A 23,738-nucleotide genomic window follows, 5' to 3' on the forward strand; every position below is an offset into this window, starting at 1 on the left:
GACACCGACTTCGGGTGTGGCAGGCGCGCACGATCCCGGCGAACCGTCCTGGATGCGCACGCGCACCGAGTCTCTGAGGTCGGGTGCGTCTGCGGTGATGCGCCAGCTTCGCCGGCTGTGGTCGCTCATCGTGTTCGGTGCCGTGGGAGCACCGGTCAGTTTCGCGTTGCTCGCCGTCGTCTGGGTGATGGGCATCGTCGCCGCTGTCGTGGACGACCGGGGCGAGATGGACAGGTACTTCGCTGTGGGCATCATGCCCTTCGAGCACTGGCACCTGTGGACCCCGCTCACCTCGGGTCTGGCGGCACCCAACATCGCGGGATGCGTGGTGGCCACTATCGGGGTGTTGGTCGCCGCCGCTCCGATCGAGCGCCGGATCGGATCCCGTCGCTTCGCCGTCGCGGCCTTGGTGACCCAGGTGGCCGGTTCGCTGTTCGGCCTCGGTCTTGCGGTCCTGGCCAAGACCTTCGACGCGGATTGGGGGTTCCGGTTGCACGTCGGAACCGCTGTGGGTCCGACGACCTGGATCTTCGGCGTCGTCCTGGTCGCGACCTCGCGGATGGATACGTTGTGGCGCAGGCGTATTCGTGTCGGTGTGCTGGCCCTGTTGGTGACGTTGGCTCTGTTCGGTGGGCACCTGCAGGACGTCGTTCGGCTCGCCGCGGCGGTGATCGGTCTGATCGTGGGCCCGTCGATCATCGGTCGGTCGGCACGTGGCCCGCGATTGGCCGGTACCCAACGCGAAGGTCGGGTGCTGGTTGCGTTGATCGTCGCCGCGAGTGCCCTCGGCCCGGTGCTGGCGGCACTGAGCCCCAACGCTGTCGGGCCGTTCGCGGTACTGCGAGATGTGGTGCGGGGGGTTCCGTACACGGCGGCCGAGGTGCGCGAGATCTGCGCCGACGCGACCACCGACCCGGTCGAATGCCGTCGTGGTCTGCTCGATCTCAGACTCGGGGGAGTCGGCCCGACCATCCTGAGCATCATGCCGTCGCTGTTCCTGCTGGTGGTCAGTGACGGCCTGCGCCGAGGAAGGCGATTCGCGTGGGCGATGGCGGTGGTCTCGCAGGGAATTCTGCTCGCGCTGTCGGTGGCCAACTTCGCGATCCGGTTCCTCGAGTCCGGTGACGACCAGTCCCTGTTCTACGGTTTGGAATCGCCGACGGCGTACCGCACTGCGGTGCCGTTCCTGCTGCCGCTGATCGTGTTGTTGGTCCTGTTCGTCACCCGGAAGTTCTTCGACGTGTCGGCACCTTCGGGAACCTATCGGCGATGGGCGGCCTCGGTGGTCGGGGTGGCGGTCGTACTCGCTCTGATCTACTCGATCGGTGGGTATCTGGCCCGAGGCGGATTCGCCGATTCGCCATCGTTCGGCGGCTTGCTGGCGGACTTCCCGCAACGGTTGATTCCCCCGGTCTACCTGCAGTGGCTCGAGCCCTCCCTGCTACCGCAGAACACGCCGACCACTCTGCTCTTCGAGTGGACCGGCGTGGTGTTCTGGGTGGTGGTCTGTGTGCTCGCCGCGAGTACCTTCCTGACCCCGGTGTACGGCAGCGAGACCGACGCCACCGAACGGGCACGCGAATTGCTCATGTCGAGCAGCGGGTCTGCCCTGTCGTGGATGACGACCTGGCGCGGCAACAAGTACTGGTTCGGTCCCGACGGCCGCAGTTATGTCGCCTACCGAGTCATCTCCGGCGTTGCACTGACCACCGGGGATCCTGTCGGTCCGCGGGAATCCCTGCGGGACAACGTCGTCGACTTCGCCGAGTTCGCATCCGAGAACGGATGGATACCGTGCTTCTACTCCGTCACACCCGACGTCCGCCGCATCACCGACTCCCTCGGTTGGGGAGGAATCCAGGTCGGTGAGGAAACGGTTCTCGACCTCGACGGAATCGCATTCACAGGTAAGCGATTCCAGGACGTGCGGACTGCGCTGAACAGAGCGAAGAAGGCCGGCGTCGTCGCCGAGTGGATTCGCTTTCCTTCTGCCCCGCTGGCGATCACGGACCAGATCACGGCGATCTCGGAGGAATGGGTCGCGGACAAGGGCATGCCCGAGATGGGCTTCACTCTCGGCGGTCTCGAGGAGGTCGACGACGAGAACGTGCGGTGCCTGATCGCCGTCGACGAGCACCGGACCGTGCACGGTGTGACCTCGTGGATGCCGGTGTACGAGGACGGCGTCATCGTCGGATGGACGCTCGATTTCATGAGACGGAGATCCGAGGGCTTCAGGCCCACGATGGAATTCCTCATCGCTTCGGCCGCTCTGCTGCTCGAACAGGAGGGGGCTCGATTCCTCAGTCTGTCGGGAGCACCCCTGGCCAAGGTCGACGAGAAGCAACCCGAACATGTCTCGAGTGCCGAGCAGTCGACGCTGTCGGGCTTGCTCGAACGGTTGCTCGACGTCCTCGGACGCACCCTCGAACCTGTATACGGATTCCGTTCACTACTGGCGTTCAAGTCGAAGTTCCAGCCTCGCTACGAACCGATGCACATGACGTTCGCCGATCCGGCCGCACTTCCCAGCATCGGTAATGCAATCGGTCGGGCGTATCTGCCGGACGTGTCGATCGGTCAGGGCTTCAAGCTGGTGCGCACGATGATCGAGCGGTGAGCAGCGTCGTCAGATAGCGGTGAACGGGCCTGTGGCAGAACGATTCCGAGATCTCACAGGCCCGCCGACCGATCCGTACACGTGCCGGGTTCCGATCGGAACGATGAGGGGACGATCGGACATCGGATCGTCGATGACTGCGGCCTCTAGGCCGAACACGTCGAGCAGAAGCTGCTCGGAGATGACATCCTGCGGCCGACCCGCGGTGATGATCTCTCCCTGCTTCATCACGATCAACCGGTCGCTGTAGCGAATCGCCAGGTTCAGATCGTGCAGGACCATGACGATGGTGCGGCCCAGTTCGTCGTGCAGGCGGTCGACGAGATCGAGGACCTCGATGGAGTGCGCCAGATCGAGGTACGTGGTCGGCTCGTCCAACAACAGAATATCGGTGCCCTGTGCCAGTGCCATCGAGATCCAGGCGCGTTGCCGCTGGCCCCCGGACAGCTCGTCGACGGGTCGGTCGGCGAGGTCGCCGACTCCGGTCAGTTCGAGTGCGTTCGCCACCTCGGCCTCGTCGTCCGAGCTCCACTGCCTGATCCACGACTGGTGCGGGTGACGACCGCGCGAGACCAGATCTGCGACGGTGAGGCCTTCGGGGGCGGTCGGTGCCTGAGGCAGCATTCCGAGGGTGCGGGCGACCTCCTTGGTCTTCATCGAGGAGATCGCTCGTCCGTCGAGCATCACACTGCCGGCCTTGGGTTTGAGCAGGCGGCCGAGTGAGCGCAGCAGCGTGGACTTTCCGCAGCCGTTGGGTCCGATGACCGTGGTGATGACACCGGTGTGTATTTCGAGGTCCAGGTGTTCGACGATGGTGCGGTCGCCGTAACCGAGGCTCAGATCGTTCGCGATCAGACGCGAGGTGTGGCTGGTTGTCATACGGAGGCCTTTCGATTACTGCGAACGAGTAGGTAGAGCAGGAACGGTCCGCCGAGGGCCGACGTGACGATGCCGACCGGGAGCTCGACGGGCAGAATCGTGCGAGCGATCAGATCGCTTCCCACGACGAGCAATCCGCCGAGCAGTGCCGACGCGATGATCGGGGGGCCGGGCGTTCGCAGCACCCTCAGCGCTATCTGGGGAGCGGCGAGCGCCACGAACCCGATGGGTCCCGCGGCGGCGGTGGCGATCGCGGCGAGTGCGACGGCAGCGAGCAGCATCATCGCCTGACTGTGTTGCAGACGAATTCCGAGAGATCGTGCGTTGTCGTCGCCGAGTCGCAGGGCACCGAGCGTGAACGTCGCGACGACGGTGCCGCCACCGACCAGGACGACGGCAATGGCAACCGGCCAGACCGCGGCCCAGTCCGCTCCGTTGAGCGACCCGTTGAGCCAGACCTGAGCGCGGGAGACGTCGTTGATGTCGGCGCTGATCAGCAGCCAGCCGACCACGGCGGTGAGCATGGCGTTGACGGCGATGCCGACCAGAATGAGGCGGAACCCGTCGACGCCCTTTCGCCAGGCGAGGGCGTAGATGGCGATCGCGGTGAGCAGCCCGCCGAACAGTGCAGCGAGAGGAAGACCGAGGGTGGCCAGCAGCCCGCTGAAGCTGCCTCCGCCGAGCACGATCAGTGCGACTGCCGCGGCACTGGAACCGGCGGTGATTCCCAGGATGTCGGGGCTGGCAAGGGCATTGCGAGAGATCGATTGTGTGATCGCGCCGGATATACCGAGGGCGGCCCCGACGAGGAGCCCGGTCAGTGATCGGGGCAGTCGCAGGTCCATCACGATGAATCGTTCGATCCTCGAACCGCCGCCGAGCAGTACGTCCAGGACCTGCGCGATCGACAGCGGGAAGTCGCCTCGGCCGATGTTCACGCACATGACCAGCACCAGCGCCGCCGCCAGGAGGACGGTCGTAAGGACCATCACCGGCCGTCGGACCATGGAGATCGGACCGAGGCGGAACGCGGGCCGGGTGCGAACGACGCCGGGGCCGGGTGCCGGTGTGGGGGACTGCAGGTCGGTGGTCACAGGCTGACCAACTTCCGGCGTCGAACGAGAGCGATGAAGAAGGGTGCCCCGATCAGTGCCAGAACGATGCCCACCTGAAGCTCGCCCGGGCGCACCACGACCCGACCGATGACGTCGGCGATCATGAGCATCACTCCGCCCATCAGGCCCGCGTAGGGCACGAGCCAGCGGTAGTCGGGTCCGGTCACCGCGCGGGCGATGTGTGGAACGACGAGGCCGACGAACGCAATGGGCCCGCACGCTGCCGTCGCGGCACCGGTGAGCAGGGTGATGGCGAGGATCCCGACGGTGCGGGTGATCGCGACGTTGGTCCCGAGCGATCGCGCGACGTCCTCGCCGAGGCTCATGACGTTCAGGCCGGGTGTGCTCGCCAATGCGATGAGCACGCCGATGACCAGGAAGGGCAAGACCTGCCACAGTACGTCGAGGCCGCGTCCTGCAACGGATCCGACCACCCAGAAGCGGTATCCGTCCAAGCTGGTCTGATCGAGCAGTACGACGGCGTTCGTCATGGCCGAGAGAAAGAATGCGACGCCTGCCCCGGCCAAGGCGAGATTGACCGGACTCGATCTGCCCGACCCGATCGAGGAGAGACCGAACACGACGATGCTCGCGACCGCCGAACCGGCGAATGCGAACCACAGGTACTGACTCGGTGAGGTGAACCGGAACAGGTAGATGGCCATGACGACGAAGAACGCCGCCCCGGAATTGAGGCCGAGCAGGCTGGCGTCGGCCAACGGATTGCGGGTGTGCCCCTGGATGAGAGCGCCTGCGATGCCGAGCGCAATTCCTACGACCAACGCGAGCACCGTGCGGGGAACTCGCAGCGTACGCACGATGATGTCGGTGTCGGTGCCCGTCGAATTCAGCAGGGCGTGGGCGATTTCGGCGAAGGTCAGTGGTCGCGCGCCGATGGCGATGCTGGCGAGTATTCCGGCGACGAGAGCTGCGACCAGGACGGCCAAGCCGAGCAATCTTCGGCGCCGAATCGCGGCGACCGAACCGTCCTTGGAAATCGGCTCGAATCCCTCCGCTGCCGCGGTCTTCTCTCGAACGATCTCGGACGACGAAGCGTCGATCCCGAACTGGCGCCGGAGGGCACGGCGAACACCGATGGGACCGTGCGTGGCGCTGTCACGCAGTGTCAGACCCATCCAGCGGCGGCCGGTGCTCTGGCCTTCGTTGCCGTCGCGGTAGCCGCGATTCCAGACGAACAGGGCTACGGCGACGCCCACCGCGATGGTGCCGAACACGATTCGGTCCGCCTGGCCGCCGCCGTTGTCGTCGCGAAGAGCGTCGACGATCGACCAGCCGACGAACAGAGGGACCAGCACGATCAGTGCGTCGATCGCGGCTGCAGCGATGCGGGAGCTACGCGGCGGCGGCCCGGTGGGCACGTCTTCGGTCCCGTACGGCTCGTCGGAAGACCGGCGTGCGCCGTGGGGGCCGAGTAGCGGAGCTGTTGTCACAGTGCTCGTGACTCCTCGCTGTTTTCGAAGGGACTCGGTTTAGGTTACGGAACCCTTCCTCGGCATGTGAGGTGAGGTAAGGGTAGCGGTGCCTGACCCGCTTTACGATCTGGTTAGGCTAACCTACATTCATTGGGTAGGGGTGCGACGCGTGCACCCGCCGAGAACCTAAGGAGCGATCAGGTGTCAGTTGCAACAGCGTCATACATGGGCTGGGCCGATGTGCATCGATTCTCGAGTCGATCCGGCGGGGCGGCGCTGTTGGCCGACTCGTGCGCGACCCTGCGTGCACTCAACCCCGATTACCCGCGGATGTACGCGGTGGCAGCCATGGCGAACGAGGGCAAACGCCGTTGGTGGCAGTTGGCGGTGGGACTCGACGACGGTCGCGTCGAGCGGATGTATCGACGATCGCTCGAGGATCTCGATGTTCCCGAGGCTGCGGCAGTGCAGGTCGCAACGGCCCTCATTCACGCCGTCGTCGGACGAGTGGCCGCGTTGCTGGTTCTGGAGGCACGCGCCTGGGATCCGGGCATCGACAATCTGTGGATCCACATGGACAGTGACGGCGGGATCGATTGGGCTGGAGTGGCATCGCCGATCCTGCGAGTGCTGCCCGAGGATTCCGCTGCGGGTGAGCCCGGCACGGTCACACTTCCGTGTGAACAGGCTCTGTTGGTCTGGACTGCGCATCGATGCACGACGTCGCTCGGCGCGGTGTTCCGGGCGATCGCCGACCGCGCACCGCTGGATGCGCGTGTCTTCTGGGCTCTGGTGGGTGACGCCATCCTCGGGGCCTCGACGTATGTGCCGATTCTGGCGGGGGCGAGCGCATCGGCAGGTGCGCGCCGGGGTCAGATGCTGCTCGACGCCATGGTCGCCGCCGGTGCTCCCGTGCGATCACGCGTCGGGGTTCCGGGGCGAGCGAGACTGCGGGCATCGTGAAGGCCTTGCGCCACAACTAAGGTTTGCCTATGCTGACTTCGTACCAACGGACCGCGCCGGAGTCCTGAGGGCTGCAGTGACTCCCGGTCCTTGCCACGGTGGGTCTCTCGTTCTTCGACGAACGAGAGGCCCACCGATTTTTGTGGGTCCATCGTCGTGTATCTCTGAACGGGAGTCGACAGCCGAGTCGGCCACACTCTCGACGCAACCGGAAGGCACAGCAATGACGGACTCGAACGGCACCACGGGGGAGACCTCCTTCGACACGATGACGCCGGAACAGCTCACCGAATTGTGTGCAGGAGGGTTCGACGGGGCCGTCGGCCTCCGATACCTCGAGGTCTCCGGCGACGAGGTACGCGCGGAATGGACCGTCACCCCGCAGCTTCATCAACCGGCGGGAATCATGCACGGGGGCGTGCTGTGTTCGGTGGTCGAGTCGGTGGCGAGTATCGGTGGATCGGCGTGGTTCGGCTCGCGCGGCCACGTCGTCGGAACCAACAACAACACCGACTTCCTGCGCGCGACTCGGTCGGGAACCCTGAGCGCGCACGGACATCCGATTCATCGAGGACGGACGCAGCAGCTCTGGCAGGTCGACATGACGGACGAGAACGGACGCCTGGTTGCTCAGGGCAAGGTCCGGCTGGCGAATATCGAAAACACCGCGCATCTGGGACAGTGATGCCCATGACGGGACACAGCGACAGCGCCGACTCTTCCTTCCGGTCGGGCGCAACGGGACTGACTGCCGACGCGTTCGATCGCCTCGAATCACTCTTCGGTCCCATCGACGACGAACTCGCGCAGCATTATCCAGGTGACCGAGTCGGTGGCCAGCCCTCTCACACCGTCTATGTGTCGGCCGCTGATGCGTCGGCGGCTGTGCCGGCCGAATGGGGTGCCGCCGCCCTGGCAATCCTGGACGCCCACCCCGAGGCGTTCGCCGGACTCGACACCCAGAACGCTATGCCTCTCGTGCGCGACCGGCTCGGCGGTGCGCCCATCCAGGACCTCAGATTCGATTTCGAGGACGGTTACGGGTGGCGATCCGATGTCGTCGAGGACCGTCACGCGACCACGGTCGGGGCTGCCCTGGCCACTCTTGCCGACGATCCGGCCGGTCCGACGTGGCTCGGAATTCGCGCCAAAGGGCTTGCCGCACATGAGCGTCGGCGTGGAATCCGCACCCTCGAGCTGGTCCTGGACGGAGCCGGGGGAGTGCCGGACGGCTTCGTATTCACCGTACCCAAGCTCCGTGCCGTCGAGCAGGTAGCCGCTGTGGTCGCCTTGTGCGAGGAACTCGAACGTGCGCACGGTCTGCCCGATCGAGCCCTTCGATTCGAGCTGCAGATCGAGAGCCCACAGGCGGTGATCGGGGCCGACGGCACGGCGACCCTCGCGCGGGCGATCACCAGGGCGGACGGCCGCTGCACCTCCCTGCACTACGGGACCTACGATTACAGCGCCGCCTGCGGAATCACCTCTGCGCAGCAATCACTCGCCCATCCGGTGGCAGACCATGCGAAGAACGTGATGTTGGTGGCAGCGGCACAGACCGGGGTATGGGTGTGCGACGGTTCGACCCAGGTGGTGCCGACGGGCGATCCGACGCAGGTGGCGGCATCCGCTCGTCGACACTTCGAGCTGGTCACCAGATCCCTCGAGCGCGGCTTCTATCAGGGTTGGGACATGCATCCCGGCCACCTGGTGACGCGATGGTCGGCGACATTCGGCTTCTTCCGTCAGGCCATGCCGGTCGCTGCTGCTCGGCTGGGCAGCTACCTCGATCGCCAGGGTGGTGAGGTGATGGACGAGCCGGCGACGGCGCAGGCGTTGGCAGGTGTTCTGGTGCGGGGCCTGGATTCGGGCGCGTTCGGCATCGCCGAGCTGCAGAACGTGTCTGCCGGCATCGACCGAGACGTGCTGCGGGGGCTGCTCGATCGATCGGTGACAGTGCCTCTCGGATGAGGTGCGTCGGCGCGCTCCGCTGCCGGTAGGTCGCAAGCGTGTCAGAATTGCCGGGCACCATCACCGATCGGGACGGAGAACTCCAATGCGGTTGTCTCCGCACGAGCAGGACCGACTGCTCGTCAGCTACGCGGCCGAACTCGCTCGGCGTCGCCAGGCACGCGGCCTCAAACTCAATCACCCCGAGGCGATCGCGGTCATCACCGATCACCTCCTCGAGGGTGCCCGCGACGGACGATCTGTCGCCGACCTGATGTCCTCGGGACGCGAGATTCTCGGTGCCGACGACGTGCTCGACGGCGTGCCCGAGTTGCTCCCCGAGGTGATGGTGGAAGCGACTTTCCCCGATGGTACGAAGCTGATCACCGTGCACGAGCCGATCTCCCCCAAGCGGGGTGACGGTCACCTGATTCCGGGCGAGATCATCACCGTCGCAGGCGACATCGAGATCAACGAAGGTGCCGAGGTGATATCCATGGCCGTCGTCAACGCGGGAGATCGCCCGGTGCAGGTGGGTAGTCACGTACATTTCCCGCAGTCCAACGCTGCGCTGCAGTTCGACCGCGAGAGGGCGCACGGTTGCCGCCTCGACATACCCGCGGGCACGGCAGTGCGTTTCGAGCCAGGAATCGAACAGACGATTCGGCTCGTGCCACTCGGTGGCACGCGCGAGGTCCACGGATTGAGCATGACACCTCCCGGAAAGTTGGACAGCTGATGGCGCGCATGAGCCGCAGTCGATACGCCCAGTTGTTCGGCCCGACGACGGGCGATCGAATCCGCTTGGCAGACACCGATCTTCTGATCGAGGTGACCGAGGACCGCAGTGGTGGACCAGGCACAGCCGGTGAGGAAGCCGTGTTCGGCGGCGGCAAAGTCATCCGTGAATCGATGGGGCAGTCCCGAGCCACCCGCGCGGACGGCGCTCCCGACACGGTGATCACGGGAGTGGTCGTCGTCGACTACTGGGGAATCATCAAGGCCGATCTCGGTATTCGCGACGGACGGATCGTGGCACTGGGCAAGGCGGGCAATCCCGACACCATGACCGGGGTGCATCCCGATCTCGTCATCGGCCCGTCCACCGAAATCATTGCGGGCAACGGAAAGATCGTCACGGCCGGCGGCATCGACTGTCACGTCCACCTGATCTGCCCGCAGATCAAGGAGGAGGCTCTCGGTGGCGGCATCACCACCGTGATCGCAGGCGGTACCGGACCCGCCGAGGGCAGCAAGGCCACCACCGTCACCCCGGGTGCATGGCACCTGTCCCGGATGCTCGAGTCGCTGGACGATTGGCCGATGAACATCGTGCTGCTCGGGAAGGGCAACACGGTCAATCCCGACTCGATGTGGGAGCAATTGCGCGCAGGCGCATCGGGATTCAAGCTGCACGAGGACTGGGGGTCGACCCCCGCCGCGATCGACGCATGCTTGCGCGTGTGCGAGGACGCAGGTGTTCAAGCTGCTCTGCACTCGGACACCCTGAACGAGGCCGGATTCGTCGAGACCACTCTCGATGCGATCAAGGGACGCGGAATCCACGCGTATCACACCGAGGGTGCGGGCGGCGGGCACGCACCCGACATCATCACCGTGGCGGCGCAGCCGCACGTGCTCCCCAGCTCGACCAACCCGACCCGTCCCCACACCGTCAACACCCTCGACGAACATCTCGACATGCTCATGGTGTGCCATCACCTCAGTCCATCGATTCCGGAGGACCTGGCTTTCGCCGAGAGTCGAATTCGTCCGTCGACGATCGCAGCCGAGGATCTGCTGCACGACATGGGTGCGATCTCGATGATCGGCAGCGATGCTCAAGCCATGGGCCGGATAGGTGAGGTCGTCCTGCGTACGTGGCAGACGGCGCACGTGATGAAATCTCGTCGCGGATTCCTGGCCGGCGACAACGGAGCCGACAACAACCGCGTCATGCGCTACGTCGCGAAATACACCATCTGCCCGGCCGTCGCACACGGCCTCGACGACGAGATCGGTTCGATCGAACCGGGCAAACTCGCCGACCTGGTGCTGTGGGATCCGGCCTTCTTCGGCGTCCGTCCACACATGGTCGTCAAGGGCGGCATGATCGCGTGGGCAGCCATGGGCGATGCGAACGCGTCCATCCCGACCCCGCAACCGGAACTACCTCGTCCGATGTTCGGGGCGTCACCCAAGGCTGCGGCCGCGACGTCGTTGCATTTCGTTGCCCCGCAGGCGATCGAGGACGGACTGGCCGGGCGTCTGAACTGCGATCGCCGGCTCGTTCCGGTCAAGAACGTGCGCGGTGTCAGGAAGTCGGACATGGCACTGAACGACGCTCTACCCGATATCCGAGTGGATCCCGACACCTTCACCGTCCGTATCGACGGTGACGTGTGGACCGAGCAGCCGGCAACCGAACTGCCGATGGCGCAGCGATACTTCCTGTTCTGATGCCCGATGCCCGCCTCCAGGTGACGACGCTTCTCTCGCTTGCCGATTCACGCCTCCCCACCGGTGGCCACGTGCACTCGGGCGGCGTCGAGGAAGCGATCGCCTCGGGGTTCGTTCGAGACATCACGACGCTCGAAGCATTTCTGCGACGCCGTATCCGAACCTCCGGAGCGACGACGGCGTCCATTGCCGCATCGCTGGTGCACGGGTCGTCGAGCACGGACCGGGCCGATGCCGAATCCGACGCACGAACCCCGTCTCCGGCCGCCAGATCTGCCTCCCGCGCTCAGGGTCGCGGACTGCTCCGGCTGGCCAAGTCCGCCTGGCCGCACCATGATTGGTCGTCGATCGGACGGAAGCCGCACCTCGCTGTTGCCGCAGGGCATGTCGGACTCGCGGCGGGTCTGTCGGTGGCGGACACGGCCGCGGTGCAGGTCTACATCACCATGACCGGGTCGGCGATCGCCGCGCAGCGTCTGCTCGCCCTCGACCCGGCCGAAGTAGCGGCGACCACCATCCGGTTGGGTGACTTCTGCGACGACGTGACCGCCACGGTGTGCGACTGCCTGCCCGAGCTGATGGAGTTGTCGGATCCCTTGCTGGACATGTTCGCCGAAGCCCACGCCATCCGCGATCGGCCGTTGTTCGTATCCTGAACACGGATCCATTTTTCCTCTAGTGACAAGGAGTTCGACATGCCCCCGCACCTGATCGACGGTGAGCCCCACGACCACGGTTTGGATCGCCCCAAGCGCGCACGGGCGGCAGGCGACGCGCTGCGAGTCGGAATCGGTGGGCCCGTCGGCTCCGGCAAGACGGCGTTGGTGGCCGCGTTGTGCCGCCAGCTGCGCGACGAGCTCTCACTCGGCGTGCTCACCAACGACATCTACACCACCGAGGATGCGGACTTCCTGCGTCGGCACGCGGTGTTGCCCGACGAGCGGATCACCGCAGTACAGACCGGTGGCTGCCCGCACACGGCAATTCGTGACGACATCACGGCCAACCTCGACGCCATCGACGATCTGATCGAGAACAACCCGCCCCTCGATCTGATTCTCGTGGAATCCGGTGGCGACAATCTGACGGCGACGTTCTCGTCCGGTCTGATCGACGTTCAGATATTCGTCGTCGACGTGGCCGGGGGAGACAAGGTGCCGCGCAAGGGCGGTCCCGGTGTGACGTTCTCCGACCTGCTGGTCGTCAACAAGACCGACCTCGCCCCGTACGTCGGAGCCGATCTCGGTGTCATGGAACGGGACGCGGCCCAGGTGCGCGAGGGGCGGCCGACTGCGCTGATCTCCCTCACCGACGATCCCGCGGCGACCACCGTGCTCGAGTGGGTGCGAGAGCAGCTGAAGGTGATCGCCGACGCCGACGCGCATGCCCACACGCACTGAGCGTCGATGCACACAGAGCTCTGCATCGACGCGAGCCGCAGCCGGAGCCCTCGTATCACCTCGGTGGGCGGACTCGCGGGCCGCCAGACGGGACCGGACACAGTTCACCTGATCGGTACGGCGGCAACTCCTCTCGGCGGAGACACCATCGTTGTCAGAATATCGGTGGCGGCCGGGGCGCATCTGGAGGTGCGCAGTGTCGCAGCCTCGTTGGCGATGCCGGGTGGGCTGCACCGTCACTCGTCCGCGCAGTGGCACTTCGAGGTCGGTGCAGGCGCATCGCTGATCTTCGATCCCGAACCGATGGTCGTCGTCTCCGACGCCTCGCATTCGGTGATCAACACCGTTGTACTGGAGAAGGATTCGACCCTACGGCTGCGTGAGCGTACCCAGATCGGCCGCTTCGAGGAAGCGGCGGGGCACTGGAGCAGTGCGATTCGATGCGATGTCGGGGGTAGCCCGCTGCTACGCCATCGAGTGGAACTGGGCGCGGGATCGGTTGCGCACGACGCGTTGTCGGCACCGCTGTCGATGTCCAGTACTCTGCGCTATCCCGATACCCGGGCGTCCGAGGTCGATCTGGCCGACGGCACCGTCCGGCTGGCGTTGGCCGGCGGTGGCTCGCTGAGTACCTCGGTGGGGCGTCGTCTGCTGCCCGTCGAACCGGGGATGTGAGACCGGCCGCTCGGACAACGAGCAACGCATCGGCCGACGGTATCCCGTCGGCCGATGCGTTGTGTCAGAGCTTGTTTCGGTCGATTCCCGGTTCGGGGTCGATCAGCCTGCTGCCTTCTCGCGTTCGTGCTCCGACTCGTCCGCGGCTGCCTCGACGGCCCCCGCACGCTCGAGGGAATTGAGTTGCTCGATGGCCAGTCGCGCGAACACCTGCTGCTCGGTCGACGCCATCTGCGCGCGGCCCTTGCCGAGGAACGTCACGAACCACGAGATGACGGTCGTGATGCGACTGCGGTAGCCCACGAGGTAGTACAGGTGCAGAGCGAGCCACATGAGCCAGGCGATGAATCCGCCGAATTCGAGTTTGCCGACCTTGGCGACCGCGTTGAATCGCGACACCGTTGCCATCGAACCCTTGTCGAAGTACTTGAACGGGGCCCGCTGGGCGGGATCGTCCTGGCCCTTGACCGATGCCTTGATCAGCTTGGCAGCGTAGGTCGCGCCCTGAATGGCACCCTGCGCCATGCCCGGAACGTCCTTGACCGACATCAGGTCGCCGATCACGAACACGTTCGGGTGGCCCTTGACGGTGAGGTCCGGTTCCACCAGCACACGTCCGGCGCGGTCGGTCTCCGATCCCGACTGGTCGGCGAGCTGCTTGCCGAGAGGGCTGCCCTGCACGCCTGCGGACCAGACCTTGCACTGCGCCTCGATGCGACGCGTGGTGCCGTCCTTCTCCTTGACCGTCAGGCCGTCGTTGTCGACGTCGGTGACCATCGCGTTGAGCTGGATCTCGACGCCGAGCTTCTCGAGCCGCTCGGCGGCCTTGCGGCCGAGCTTCTCGCCCATCGGCGGCAGTACGGCGGGGGCGGCGTCGAGCAGGATGACGCGGGCGTCGCGGGGATCGATGTTGCGGAAGGCACCGTCGAGGGTGCGATCGGCGAGCTCGGCGATCTGCCCGGCGAGCTCGACGCCGGTGGGGCCCGCGCCGACGACCACGAAGGTCATGAGACGGTCCTTCTCCTCCTGATCGTCTGAGAGTTCGGCCTGCTCGAACGCACCGAGGATGCGTCCACGCAGCTCGAGTGCATCGTCGATGGTCTTCATGCCGGGTGCGAACTCAGCAAAGTGATCGTTGCCGAAGTAGGACTGCTGCGCGCCCGCTGCGACGATCAGGCTGTCGAACGGGGTGACGGTGATGCGTTCGAGAAGTTTGGACGTCACCGTCTTGGCCTCGAGATCGATGTTCAGCACGTCTCCGAGCAGCACCTCTGCGTTCTTCTGCTTGCGCAGAATGACGCGGGTGGTGGGAGCGATCTCGCCGACGGACAGGATGCCTGTCGCGACCTGATAGAGGAGAGGTTGGAAAAGGTGGTGTGTCGTCTTGGCGACGAGGGTGATGTCGACGTCGGCTTTCTTGAGGGCCTTGACGCCGAACAGACCTCCGAACCCGGAACCGATGACGACGACGCGGTGACGCTTCGATTCGAGCGGTTGGATGCTCATTACCTGCTCCCTAACGATTGCGGTGTGAGGTCAACGGTAGTCGCCATCCATCGCGACGTCTCGACAAGGTCGTCGTGTCCGTGATGGCAGTGCACACCTATCGGGCGGCTGCTGCGCGCTTCGCAAGTTCCACGGTCGCGGCCCGCAGTTCGGTGGCCGAGTCGATCGGAGTCGCATAACCGACCCGTGTGTACGCGATTCCGCGCGGAGTGAACACCTTCAGATCCAGTCCGTAGCGGTCCGCGGCCGTGCACTCGGCGGACGTGGCATCGGGAAAGCCGCCCAGTTCGCGGGCCATCGCAGTCAAGGACGACGAGTGGTCGGCGTTGAGGTGCTCTATCGCGTACCCCGAGGTCGGCGACACCGGATCGGGCGCAGCCTGGGAATACGCCTCGGCAGTTGCCGAATCCATTCGGCCGTATCCGCCGACCCACCGGACACGATGCACGCGCATGATCCACAGCGTGAAGTCGCTGTAGTCCAGGTAGTACTTCGCCGCCGGTACGCCGTCGAGATGCGCTGCGCGGGCCGCGGCCAATTCGTCACCCTCGGGCCGCTCGACCACGCCTGCCAGCGTGATTCGGCCCGATGCCAGCGGATCGGTCTGCGATTGCGGTGCCACGATCGACAGGCTCATTCGTTGATCGCCTGCGAGGTTGCGTCCGTGCTCGGCCATGCGCGAGACACACAGAACCGGCGCGCCGTCAAGCAATCCGTAGGTCACGAACGAGGCCCAGGGATCGCCGTCCGCGGTCAGGCTCGCAAGAGTTGCGGTGTTGGTGGACGCAGCGATCGTGCGCGCTTCTTCGGCCGCTGAGGGACGACGGTCGTCGACGACCGGGGCCAGGGGAGGGGGAACGGACGGGGCGTCACCGGGATCGCCGTGATCGAGTGCCATGCGCAGAAGCTTACGACGGCGACCTACAGGAGGTCTCCGGCATGAATCAGGGCGTCGGCGACGAGTGCGACGCCGAGCACGACGAAGATGACGCGCACCGTCGGAGGGCCGTACCGCATCAGGGCTCGGACGGTCGCGGTGAACGCGCGCCTGGAGCGTCGACTCTTCCTCGACGCCAGAATCAGAACGAGGACGGGCGGTAGGAGCCCGATCAGGCAGTAGACGACCACGATGGCCGGCCACCACGGCGGACGCGGATCGTAGGTCGAGAGCATCGTCAGCCCCGCGAGGTACGGCACTGCCGTCGGGCCCTGCACCAGACCGATCGTCAGTCCGGTCAAGGCGACGACGGGGATGCTGGAGCCGGCTCGAGCCGCCCACTCCGGTGGGCGGCGCTCGGTGGTGCGCAGAGCACCGAGTGTGATCAGTACCAGCCCGACCGCGAGTTCCGTGCGATACCGCACCGTGGGAGTGATGGTGATGTCGAACAGATCGGTGAAGAAGTCGATGCCGAGAACGGTGAGGATGCCGAATGTGGTCGTCGCCGTGAACACTCCGCCGACGAAGGCCAGCCCGGCTCGGAACGGGGACCGGCGGGTGGTTCTCGCGTGCACTGCGATGGCTGCGGTCACGCCGATCAACAACACGTCGAGCGAATCGAGTATCGCGAATCCGACGAGAGCGAGCAGCAAGGTCACCATGGAGGGTTCAGGGTATCGATCGGGTGAAATCGACCTTCTCGGTGACGACGGCCTCGGCGGTCCGGCCGGGAGCGGTCTGGTTGTCCCAGTACATGTTCGTGTGCGCGATGACCTGGGCAGGTGGCGGCGCGCCCCACTCGGTCAGGTCCTCGGCGGTGTGGGCATCGCTCACCAGCGTCACGTCGTATCCGCGGACCAAGGCTCCGTGCAGCGTGGACCTGATGCAGAAGTCCGTGTGCGCGCCGGCTATGACGACGTGCCCCACGCCGAACGAAGCGAGGTCGGCTTCGAGACCGGTGTCCTCGAAGGCGTCGCCGTGCTTCTTGTGGACGATTCGATCGCCTGGAACCACGGGCAGAGCGTCGAGAAGCTTCCACCCGTCCGTCCCGAAGCGCAGCTCCTTCTCGGCGGAGTGCTGCACCCAGATCACCGGCGTGCTCGTCTCTCGGGCTCGCGATACCAGGGTCACGATGTTGTCGACGACGGGCTGCCGGTCGTGGACGGCGACCATCACGTCGTTCTGGACGTCGACGATGACCAGTGCGGTGGCGTTCCGGTGGGCCAGGGTGGTCACGAACTCAGCTCCCTACGTACGCGGCCAGGTGCCGGCCGGTCAGGGTCGAACCGTCTGCCACCAGATCGGAAGGTGTTCCCTCGAACACGACGAGGCCTCCGTCGTGGCCGGCACCCGGTCCGAGATCGATGATCCAGTCGGCGTGGGCCATGACGGCCTGATGGTGCTCGATCACGATCACCGACTTGCCGGAGTCGACCAGCCGGTCGAGCAACCCGAGCAGCTTGTCGACATCGGCGAGATGCAGCCCGGTGGTGGGCTCGTCGAGCACGTAGATCCCGCCCTTGTCGGCCATGTGCGTCGCCAGCTTGAGGCGTTGGCGTTCGCCACCCGACAGTGTGGTCAACGGCTGGCCGATCTTGAGGTATCCGAGCCCGACGTCGTTCAAGCGCTGCAGAATCTTGTGCGCCGGTAGCAGTTTGGCCGCGCCGTCGGCGAAGAACTCCTCGGCCTCGGCGACCGACATCGACAGCACCTCGTCGATGTTGCGTCCGCCGAAGTGGTACTCGAGTACCGATGCTTGGAATCGCTTGCCCTCGCACTCCTCGCACACCGTGGCGACGCCGGCCATCATCGCGAGGTCGCTGTAAATGACGCCCGCGCCGTTGCACGTCGGGCACGCGCCTTCGGAGTTCGAGCTGAACAGCGCGGGTTTGACGGCGTTCTCCTTGGCGAACGCCTTGCGGATCGGTTCGAGCAAGCCCGTGTACGTCGCGGGGTTGCTTCGCCGCGATCCACGTATCGCCCCCTGATCGACCGAGACCACATCGTCTGTCCCCGAGAGCGATCCGTGAATGAGCGAACTCTTGCCCGAGCCTGCGACGCCGGTGACGACGACCAGCACACCGAGTGGAACGTCGACGTCCACTTCGCGGAGATTGTGGGAGTCCGCGCCGCGAATTTCGAGCACCTCGGAGAATTCGCGTACGGATTTCTTCAGTGATGCCCGATCGTCGAAATGCCGACCGGTGACGGTGTCGCTCCGGCGCAATCCGTCGACGGTGCCCTCGAAACAGACGTGCCCGCCTGCGCTTCCCGCACCGGGACCGAGATCGACGACGTGGTCTGCGATGGAGATCGTCTCGGGCTTGTGCTCCACCACCAGAACGGTGTTTCCCTTGTCCCGCAGCTGAAGCAGCAGGTTGTTCATCCGCTCGATGTCGTGGGGATGCAGGCCGGTGGTGGGCTCGTCGAACACGTACGTCACGTCGGTCAACGACGATCCCAGGTGACGAATCATCTTGGTGCGCTGAGCCTCTCCACCGGACAGTGTTCCCGACTGACGATCGAGGCTCAGGTAACCGAGCCCGATCTCGACGAACGAGTCGAGGGTCTCACCGAGCGTGGTCAGCAGTGGTGCCACCGACGGTTCCTTCAGGCCGCCGACCCACTTCGCCAGGTCGCTGATCTGCATGGAACATGCGTCGGCGATGTTGATGCCCTCGATCTTCGACGACCGAGCGCCCTCGTTGAGTCGGGTGCCGTTGCAGTCGGGACATGTCGTGAAGGTGATCGCGCGTTCGACGAATGCGCGGATGTGCGGCTGCATTGCGTCGACGTCCTTGGACAGGAACGATTTCTGGATCTGAGGCACGAGACCCGAGTAGGTCAGATTGATGCCCTCGACCTTGATCTTCGTCGGCTCGCGATAGAGCAGATCGTCGAGTTCCTTCTTCGTGTATTTCGAGATGGGCTTGTCCGGGTCGAAGTACCCACAGCCGCGGAAAATGCGCCCGTACCAGCCTTCCATGCTGTAACCGGGGATCGTGATCGCGCTCTCGTTCAATGACTTGCTCGCGTCGTAGAGCGCGGTGAGGTCGAAGTCGCTGACGGCGCCTCTGCCCTCGCAGCGCGGGCACATGCCACCGGTCACGGAAAAGGACTTCTTCTCGGTGGTCTGCCTGCCGCCCTTGTCCACCTTGTACGCGCCTGCACCGGACACCGATGCGACGTTGAACGAAAAGGCCTGTGCGGAGCCGATATACGGCTTTCCGATTCGGCTGAACAGGATCCGGAGCATGGCGTTGGCGTCGGTCGCAGTGCCGACGGTGGAATGGGGATTGGCGCCCATGCGCTGTTGATCGACGATGATGGCCGTGGTGAGTCCGTCCATGACGTCGACATCCGGTCTGCCCAGCGTGGGCATGAATCCTTGAACGAAGGCACTGTAGGTCTCGTTGATCATGCGCTGTGATTCGGCCGCAATCGTACTGAAGACCAACGAGCTCTTGCCGGAGCCGGAGACGCCGGTGAACACGGTCAGTCGGCGCTTGGGTAATTCGACATCGATGTCCTGAAGATTGTTCTGCCGCGCCCCCCGCACACGAATCAAATCGTGACTGTCGGCAGCATGCGGTGCCGAGCCCTGCGTGACCTTCTTCGTCGCCATGAGCAGTCAGGCTAGTCGTACCGGAACGTGCCTGCTTCTCGATTCCTGATCGATTTCGGTGGCCGAGAGGGCAGCGTCGAGTCGTCTCAGATCGGCCGCGGAGGACTCCAGAAGTGGGCGTCGCACGGTCGCGTCGGAGATGACGCCGATCCTGGCGAGTGCGGCCTTGGCCATGACGGCTCCCTGCGTCGTGCGCATGACGGCGTCGGTCAACGGCAGGAGTGATCGCTGTACTGCGTTCGCCCGGAGCAGGTCGCCCGCGCGGACCGCATCGATCAGCTCGGCGTAGCGGTCTGCCACCACATTGCCGGTGACGCTGACCAGTCCTGTTGCACCGGAGGCTAGGTAGGGGAGCGCGAGTTCGTCGATTCCGCAGTAGTAGGCGAGGTTCGTCGAGGACATGACGGTCATGGCCTCGTACAGGTCACCCTTCGCGTCCTTGACGGCACCGATGAGAGGGTGACGAGAGAGTGCCTCGAGCGTCGACGCCTCGATGGCCACACCTGTGCGCGCCGGGACGTCGTAGACCATGACGGGCAGCTCACCTGCCTCGGCGATGGCGACGATGTGCTCTGCGATGCCGGTCTGGGTGGGGCGCGAGTAGTACGGAGCGGTGATCAACAGTGCGTCGGCACCGGCTGCCGCTGCGGACCGAGCCATCTCGATCCCCGTGGAGGTGTCGTTGGTGCCGACTCCCGCGGTCACACGAAGAGCGTGATCGCGATGACGACGTGTCCGGGAAATCAGCTGCGAGATTTCGTGGCGCGTCAGGGTAGGTGCTTCTCCGGTCGTTCCGGCGACGACGACGCCATTACACCGTGTTGCCGACAGATGCGCGAGAAGGGCATCGACGCCCCCTCGGTCGAGCGATCCATCGGGGTGCATGGGGGTCGCCATGGCGACGACGTTCGTGCCGAAGCTCGTCGAGGCCGGCGACGCAGTGGTGATCATGGTCCGAGTGTGGACCGCCCGATAGATGAGGTCCAGCGAGGCATTTTCCGTAATACTGCGTATTTTTGCTTCATGATCGATGTCAGTGCTCTGCACGCCCTGCGGGCCGTCGCAGCCCTGGGCACTCTTGCGCGGGCGGCCGACGAGCTCGGCTACACCTCTTCGGCGATCTCCCAGCAGATCAAACGACTCGAACGGCAGATCGGTACCCCGGTGCTGGCGCAGGCCGGTCGGGGAGTCGTGCTCACCCCCGCAGGTCGGGCGGTGGTCGAGTCCGCGGGGGAGGTGTTCGACGCTCTCGAACGGTGCGTCGAGGCGGCTCGATCCGCAGACGAGGGCGTACCACGTGGGGTAGTTCGGCTGGTCGGATTCTCGACCGCGGTGCGCGGCTTGCTGGCGCCCGCGCTGGTCGAGCTGAATCGACGGTATCCGGATCTGACCGTGCACATCAGCGAGGAGGATCCGGATCGTGCACTGCACAGCGTGTATTCCGGTACCGCAGACCTGGCGTTGGTGCACGACGCAGACGGGGTATGGGTGCCCGCTCCTCCCTCGGTCGTTCGGCAACCGATTCACACGGACTTCGGCGACGTGATCATGAAGCGAACTCACCCCCTCGCTCGACGGAAGACCGCGTTGACCCATGCCGACCTCGCTCGGTACCCGTGGGTGACGAGCCCGGCCGGGACGGTATGTCACCAGTGGTTTCGTCGGCTGTTCGCCGAGGCGTCCGCCGAGGTCGACGTTCGCCATCTCGTCGACGACTTCTCCACGCAACTCGCGCTGGTCGAAGCCGACGATGTTCTCGCTCTGGTACCGCGCCTCGCGCGTCCGCTGCTCGGAGCCGGTCTCGTCGCGGTGCCGCTCGAGCACGCTCCCGCTCGTGAGGTGCAGGCTGCGTGGCGGCGCAGCGCCGACGCCAGCCCGGCCATTCATGCCGTGCTGGACGTCCTCGATGCGGCCTCGCGCTGAGTGGTCAGCAGCACCAGCCGTCCGGTCGCGCGTGTCATCGCCACGTACGTGTCGACGGCACCCTCGACTCCTGTCCCGAAGGAATCCGGGTCGATCAGAACGACCAGATCGAATTCGAGTCCCTTCGACAACTGCGGAGTCAGGGATCGGATTCGCTCCGACTCCGGAAATGCGGGATTGCCTATGACGCAAGCGATTCCGGAGGGATTCGAGTCCAGCCATCGGTCGAGAATTGATGCCAGATCTGCCGTGTCTGCGTATTCGACGGGCACACCGGTGCTGCGGATGGAGACCGGAACATTGGCGTCCGGCAGAGCCGCGCGAATCACCGGCTCGGCCGCGGCCATGACTTCCCGCGGGGTGCGGTAATTGACACCGAGGGTGGCGATCCTCACCCGGTCGAGTCCGACCCGTCCGAGCCGTTCGGCCCAGGACTCGGCGAACCCCTGCCGCGCTTGCGCCCGGTCTCCGACAATGGTGATGCTGCCCGACGGGCATCGTCGCAGGACCATCTGCCACTGCGCGTCGGTCAACTCCTGCGCCTCGTCGACGACGATGTGTGCGAACGGCCCCGCCGAGGGATCCGTCGGGATCTCCTCGAAGCCCGCCGAATCGACGAGTGCATCGCGAATTCCGTCCTGCCGCAACTGTGCAGCCATCATCTCGTCGTCGTCCGCGGCCATGAGTTCGTCGACCACGCGGTCCATTCGCGCACGCTCCGCAGCCGCGGCCAACTCGCGACGTCGAGTGCGGCGTGAATGCTCGGGATCTCCGAGCCGCATTCGTGCGGCGTCGAGCAGCGGCAGATCGGACACCGTCCACCGCGTCGGATCGGGTCGCTGGAGTGAACGAATCTCCTCGGGGCCGAGCCAGGGTGCGCACCTACGGAGATACGCCGGAACGCTCCACAGATCTGCGACGAGGTCGGCAGCGTCGATGATCGTCCAGGATCGTTCGAGCTCCGTGCGCAGAGGCTCGTTGTTCTGCAACGACTTCCGTATCTCGGTTGGGTCCTCGTCACCGTCGTAGCGGTCGGCCAGAATCGTCAGTAGCAGGTCCCAGACCTGTTCGCGAGCCTCGTTGTGCGCAGTGCCGGGATCGGGTGCCTCGAACGCCTCGGCCCAGTCGTCCGGCGTCAGCCTCAGGTCGGCCCACTCCGTCTCCACGATCATGTTCCGAGTCGGCGGCTGCTCGTAGAACGCAACGGCCGCCTCTATCGCCACGCTCATGTCGGCGGATGCCTTCAGTTGCGCCACAGCAGGATTCGGCTCTTCGACCACGTCCGTGCCTTCGGCGACGAGATCCCGGAGCGTGCAGGTCCGCACACCGTCCTCACCCAGACTCGGAAGGACGTCGGAGACGTAGGCGAGGTACGGCTCGTGTGGGCCGACGAACAGCACGCCGCCGCGGCTGTGTCCCAGACGCGACTGCGTGTACAGCAGATACGCGGTGCGATGGAGTGCGACCACGGTCTTCCCGGTTCCCGGGCCACCGTCGACGACCAGCGCGCCCCGGGCGTCCGCTCGAATGATGGCGTCCTGATCTGCTCGAACGGTGCCCAGCACGTCACGCATTCGCGGTGAACGTGCCGTACCCAGACTGGCGATGAAGGCAGACTGATCGTCGAGTGCAGCGTCGGTGATCGGTCCGGTCAGGTCGAACACCTCGTCCCAATAGTCGGTGATGGTGCCGTTCGTCCACCGATATCGTCGACGACTCCGCAGCCCCATGGGATTGGCGTGAGTGGCACCGAAGAAGGGTTCGGCCGCGGGGGAGCGCCAGTCGACGAGGAGTTGTTCACCCGATGTCCCCAACAATCCGAGTCGTCCGATGTACACCGGCTCGTCCGTATCGGAGGCCACGACTCGACCCAGGCACAGATCCACCCCGTACCGACGAAGTGAACGGAGACGTCCGCCCAACCTATGAATCTCGAAGTCCCGCTCCATCACCTCTCGGCCCATTCGGCCCGACGACTTCTGCGCGGCCTCGAGCTGCGCCGCGGTATCGGATCGAGACTTCTCGATGCTCGAGCGTATCGCGGAGAAGTGTCGTTCGTCGTGGCCGATCAGCGCTGGATCACGTTTGCGTGCGAGGCTGTCGGGTAGGGCGAAAATGCTTGGGTGCACATGCTTCACAGGACTCCGATCGAATGGTTCTCGGTTGCAGCGAGCCATTCTGAGCCCTGCACGGGGTCTTGCCGCAAGCCCCGGGGTGCGCTATATGTTGAAAGTGGAAAGACGTTATCGTCG

The 23,738-nt window shown here is 65.3% G+C and carries 20 protein-coding genes; 10 read left to right on the plus strand and 10 right to left on the minus strand.

Going from position 1 to position 23,738, the window contains the following annotated elements; translation table 11 throughout:
• Positions 1-52: 52 nt before the first annotated feature.
• A complete protein-coding gene (locus CH296_RS21950; RefSeq protein WP_094685929.1) occupies positions 53-2,620 on the plus strand; it encodes a bifunctional lysylphosphatidylglycerol flippase/synthetase MprF in 2,568 nt (855 codons plus the stop codon).
• Between the two features lie 9 nt (positions 2,621-2,629).
• On the opposite strand, the gene CH296_RS21955 is transcribed toward CH296_RS21950, so the two are convergent.
• The 3 genes from CH296_RS21955 to CH296_RS21965 form a co-directional block, all read right to left on the minus strand.
• A complete protein-coding gene (locus tag CH296_RS21955; protein WP_045195125.1) occupies positions 2,630-3,499 on the minus strand; it encodes an ABC transporter ATP-binding protein in 870 nt (289 codons plus the stop codon).
• The gene (locus CH296_RS21960) at positions 3,496-4,506 is read right to left on the minus strand and encodes an iron chelate uptake ABC transporter family permease subunit (RefSeq protein WP_256980568.1); all 1,011 of its coding nucleotides are present in this window, start codon (positions 4,504-4,506) and stop codon (positions 3,496-3,498) included. The genes CH296_RS21955 and CH296_RS21960 overlap by 4 nt, the downstream gene beginning before the upstream one ends.
• A gap of 83 nt (positions 4,507-4,589) precedes the next feature.
• Positions 4,590-6,065 carry an iron ABC transporter permease gene (locus CH296_RS21965; RefSeq protein WP_094685754.1) on the minus strand — a complete coding sequence of 492 codons (1,476 nt, stop codon included), beginning with the start codon at positions 6,063-6,065 and terminating at the stop codon, positions 4,590-4,592.
• A gap of 207 nt (positions 6,066-6,272) precedes the next feature.
• Between CH296_RS21965 and CH296_RS21970 the strand changes: the two genes are divergently transcribed.
• The 8 genes from CH296_RS21970 to CH296_RS22005 all read left to right on the plus strand — a co-directional run bounded on the left by CH296_RS21970 (position 6,273) and on the right by CH296_RS22005 (position 13,495).
• Positions 6,273-7,010 carry a hypothetical protein gene (locus CH296_RS21970; protein WP_373557303.1) on the plus strand — a complete coding sequence of 246 codons (738 nt, stop codon included), beginning with the start codon at positions 6,273-6,275 and terminating at the stop codon, positions 7,008-7,010.
• A gap of 268 nt (positions 7,011-7,278) precedes the next feature.
• Positions 7,279-7,695: a PaaI family thioesterase gene (locus tag CH296_RS21975; protein ID WP_256980569.1), complete on the plus strand. Its 417-nt coding sequence runs from the start codon at positions 7,279-7,281 to the stop codon at positions 7,693-7,695.
• A 5-nt stretch (positions 7,696-7,700) separates the two neighbouring features.
• Positions 7,701-8,981, plus strand: a complete 1,281-nt coding sequence (locus CH296_RS21980) for an aldolase/citrate lyase family protein (protein ID WP_143546408.1) — start codon at positions 7,701-7,703, stop codon at positions 8,979-8,981.
• 85 nt (positions 8,982-9,066) lie between these two features.
• Positions 9,067-9,699, plus strand: coding sequence for an urease subunit gamma (locus tag CH296_RS21985; RefSeq protein ID WP_045195131.1), 633 nt, complete (start codon positions 9,067-9,069; stop codon positions 9,697-9,699).
• On the plus strand, positions 9,699-11,420 hold the full coding sequence (locus tag CH296_RS21990; protein ID WP_045195133.1) for an urease subunit alpha: 1,722 nt from the start codon (positions 9,699-9,701) through the stop codon (positions 11,418-11,420). Before CH296_RS21985 ends, CH296_RS21990 begins: the two co-directional genes overlap by 1 nt.
• The gene (locus CH296_RS21995) at positions 11,420-12,076 is read left to right on the plus strand and encodes an urease accessory protein UreF (RefSeq protein WP_032398115.1); all 657 of its coding nucleotides are present in this window, start codon (positions 11,420-11,422) and stop codon (positions 12,074-12,076) included. The genes CH296_RS21990 and CH296_RS21995 overlap by 1 nt, the downstream gene beginning before the upstream one ends.
• A gap of 39 nt (positions 12,077-12,115) precedes the next feature.
• Complete coding sequence (gene ureG, locus CH296_RS22000; RefSeq protein WP_032398114.1) at positions 12,116-12,820, plus strand: urease accessory protein UreG; 705 nt, start codon at positions 12,116-12,118, stop codon at positions 12,818-12,820.
• Positions 12,821-12,826: 6 nt separating this feature from the next.
• Positions 12,827-13,495, plus strand: a complete 669-nt coding sequence (locus CH296_RS22005; RefSeq protein ID WP_094685757.1) for an urease accessory protein UreD — start codon at positions 12,827-12,829, stop codon at positions 13,493-13,495.
• Between the two features lie 102 nt (positions 13,496-13,597).
• Here CH296_RS22005 and CH296_RS22010 read toward each other — a convergent pair whose 3' ends face one another.
• The 6 genes from CH296_RS22010 to dapA all read right to left on the minus strand — a co-directional run bounded on the left by CH296_RS22010 (position 13,598) and on the right by dapA (position 20,514).
• Complete coding sequence (locus CH296_RS22010) at positions 13,598-15,001, minus strand: NAD(P)/FAD-dependent oxidoreductase (RefSeq protein WP_094685758.1); 1,404 nt, start codon at positions 14,999-15,001, stop codon at positions 13,598-13,600.
• A 97-nt stretch (positions 15,002-15,098) separates the two neighbouring features.
• Complete coding sequence (locus CH296_RS22015; RefSeq protein ID WP_094647887.1) at positions 15,099-15,899, minus strand: HugZ family protein; 801 nt, start codon at positions 15,897-15,899, stop codon at positions 15,099-15,101.
• A gap of 23 nt (positions 15,900-15,922) precedes the next feature.
• Positions 15,923-16,600 (minus strand): GAP family protein, encoded by a 678-nt coding sequence (locus CH296_RS22020; protein WP_094647888.1) that lies wholly within the window; start codon positions 16,598-16,600, stop codon positions 15,923-15,925.
• Between the two features lie 7 nt (positions 16,601-16,607).
• Positions 16,608-17,174: an isochorismatase family protein gene (locus CH296_RS22025; RefSeq protein WP_094647889.1), complete on the minus strand. Its 567-nt coding sequence runs from the start codon at positions 17,172-17,174 to the stop codon at positions 16,608-16,610.
• 4 nt (positions 17,175-17,178) lie between these two features.
• Positions 17,179-19,563, minus strand: coding sequence for an excinuclease ABC subunit UvrA (locus CH296_RS22030; RefSeq protein ID WP_094685759.1), 2,385 nt, complete (start codon positions 19,561-19,563; stop codon positions 17,179-17,181).
• A 6-nt stretch (positions 19,564-19,569) separates the two neighbouring features.
• Positions 19,570-20,514 (minus strand): 4-hydroxy-tetrahydrodipicolinate synthase, encoded by a 945-nt coding sequence (gene dapA / locus CH296_RS22035; protein WP_094685760.1) that lies wholly within the window; start codon positions 20,512-20,514, stop codon positions 19,570-19,572.
• Positions 20,515-20,586: 72 nt separating this feature from the next.
• On the opposite strand from dapA, the gene CH296_RS22040 reads away from it, so the two are divergent.
• Positions 20,587-21,486 carry a LysR family transcriptional regulator gene (locus tag CH296_RS22040; RefSeq protein ID WP_094629452.1) on the plus strand — a complete coding sequence of 300 codons (900 nt, stop codon included), beginning with the start codon at positions 20,587-20,589 and terminating at the stop codon, positions 21,484-21,486.
• Here CH296_RS22040 and helR read toward each other — a convergent pair.
• The gene (gene helR / locus CH296_RS22045; protein WP_094685761.1) at positions 21,447-23,624 is read right to left on the minus strand and encodes an RNA polymerase recycling motor ATPase HelR; all 2,178 of its coding nucleotides are present in this window, start codon (positions 23,622-23,624) and stop codon (positions 21,447-21,449) included. The two genes, CH296_RS22040 and helR, sit on opposite strands and share 40 nt — an antisense overlap.
• Positions 23,625-23,738 lie beyond the last annotated feature (114 nt).

It is taken from the genome of Rhodococcus sp. 14-2496-1d (assembly GCF_002259365.1).
Taxonomy (GTDB): Bacteria; Actinomycetota; Actinomycetes; order Mycobacteriales; family Mycobacteriaceae; genus Rhodococcoides.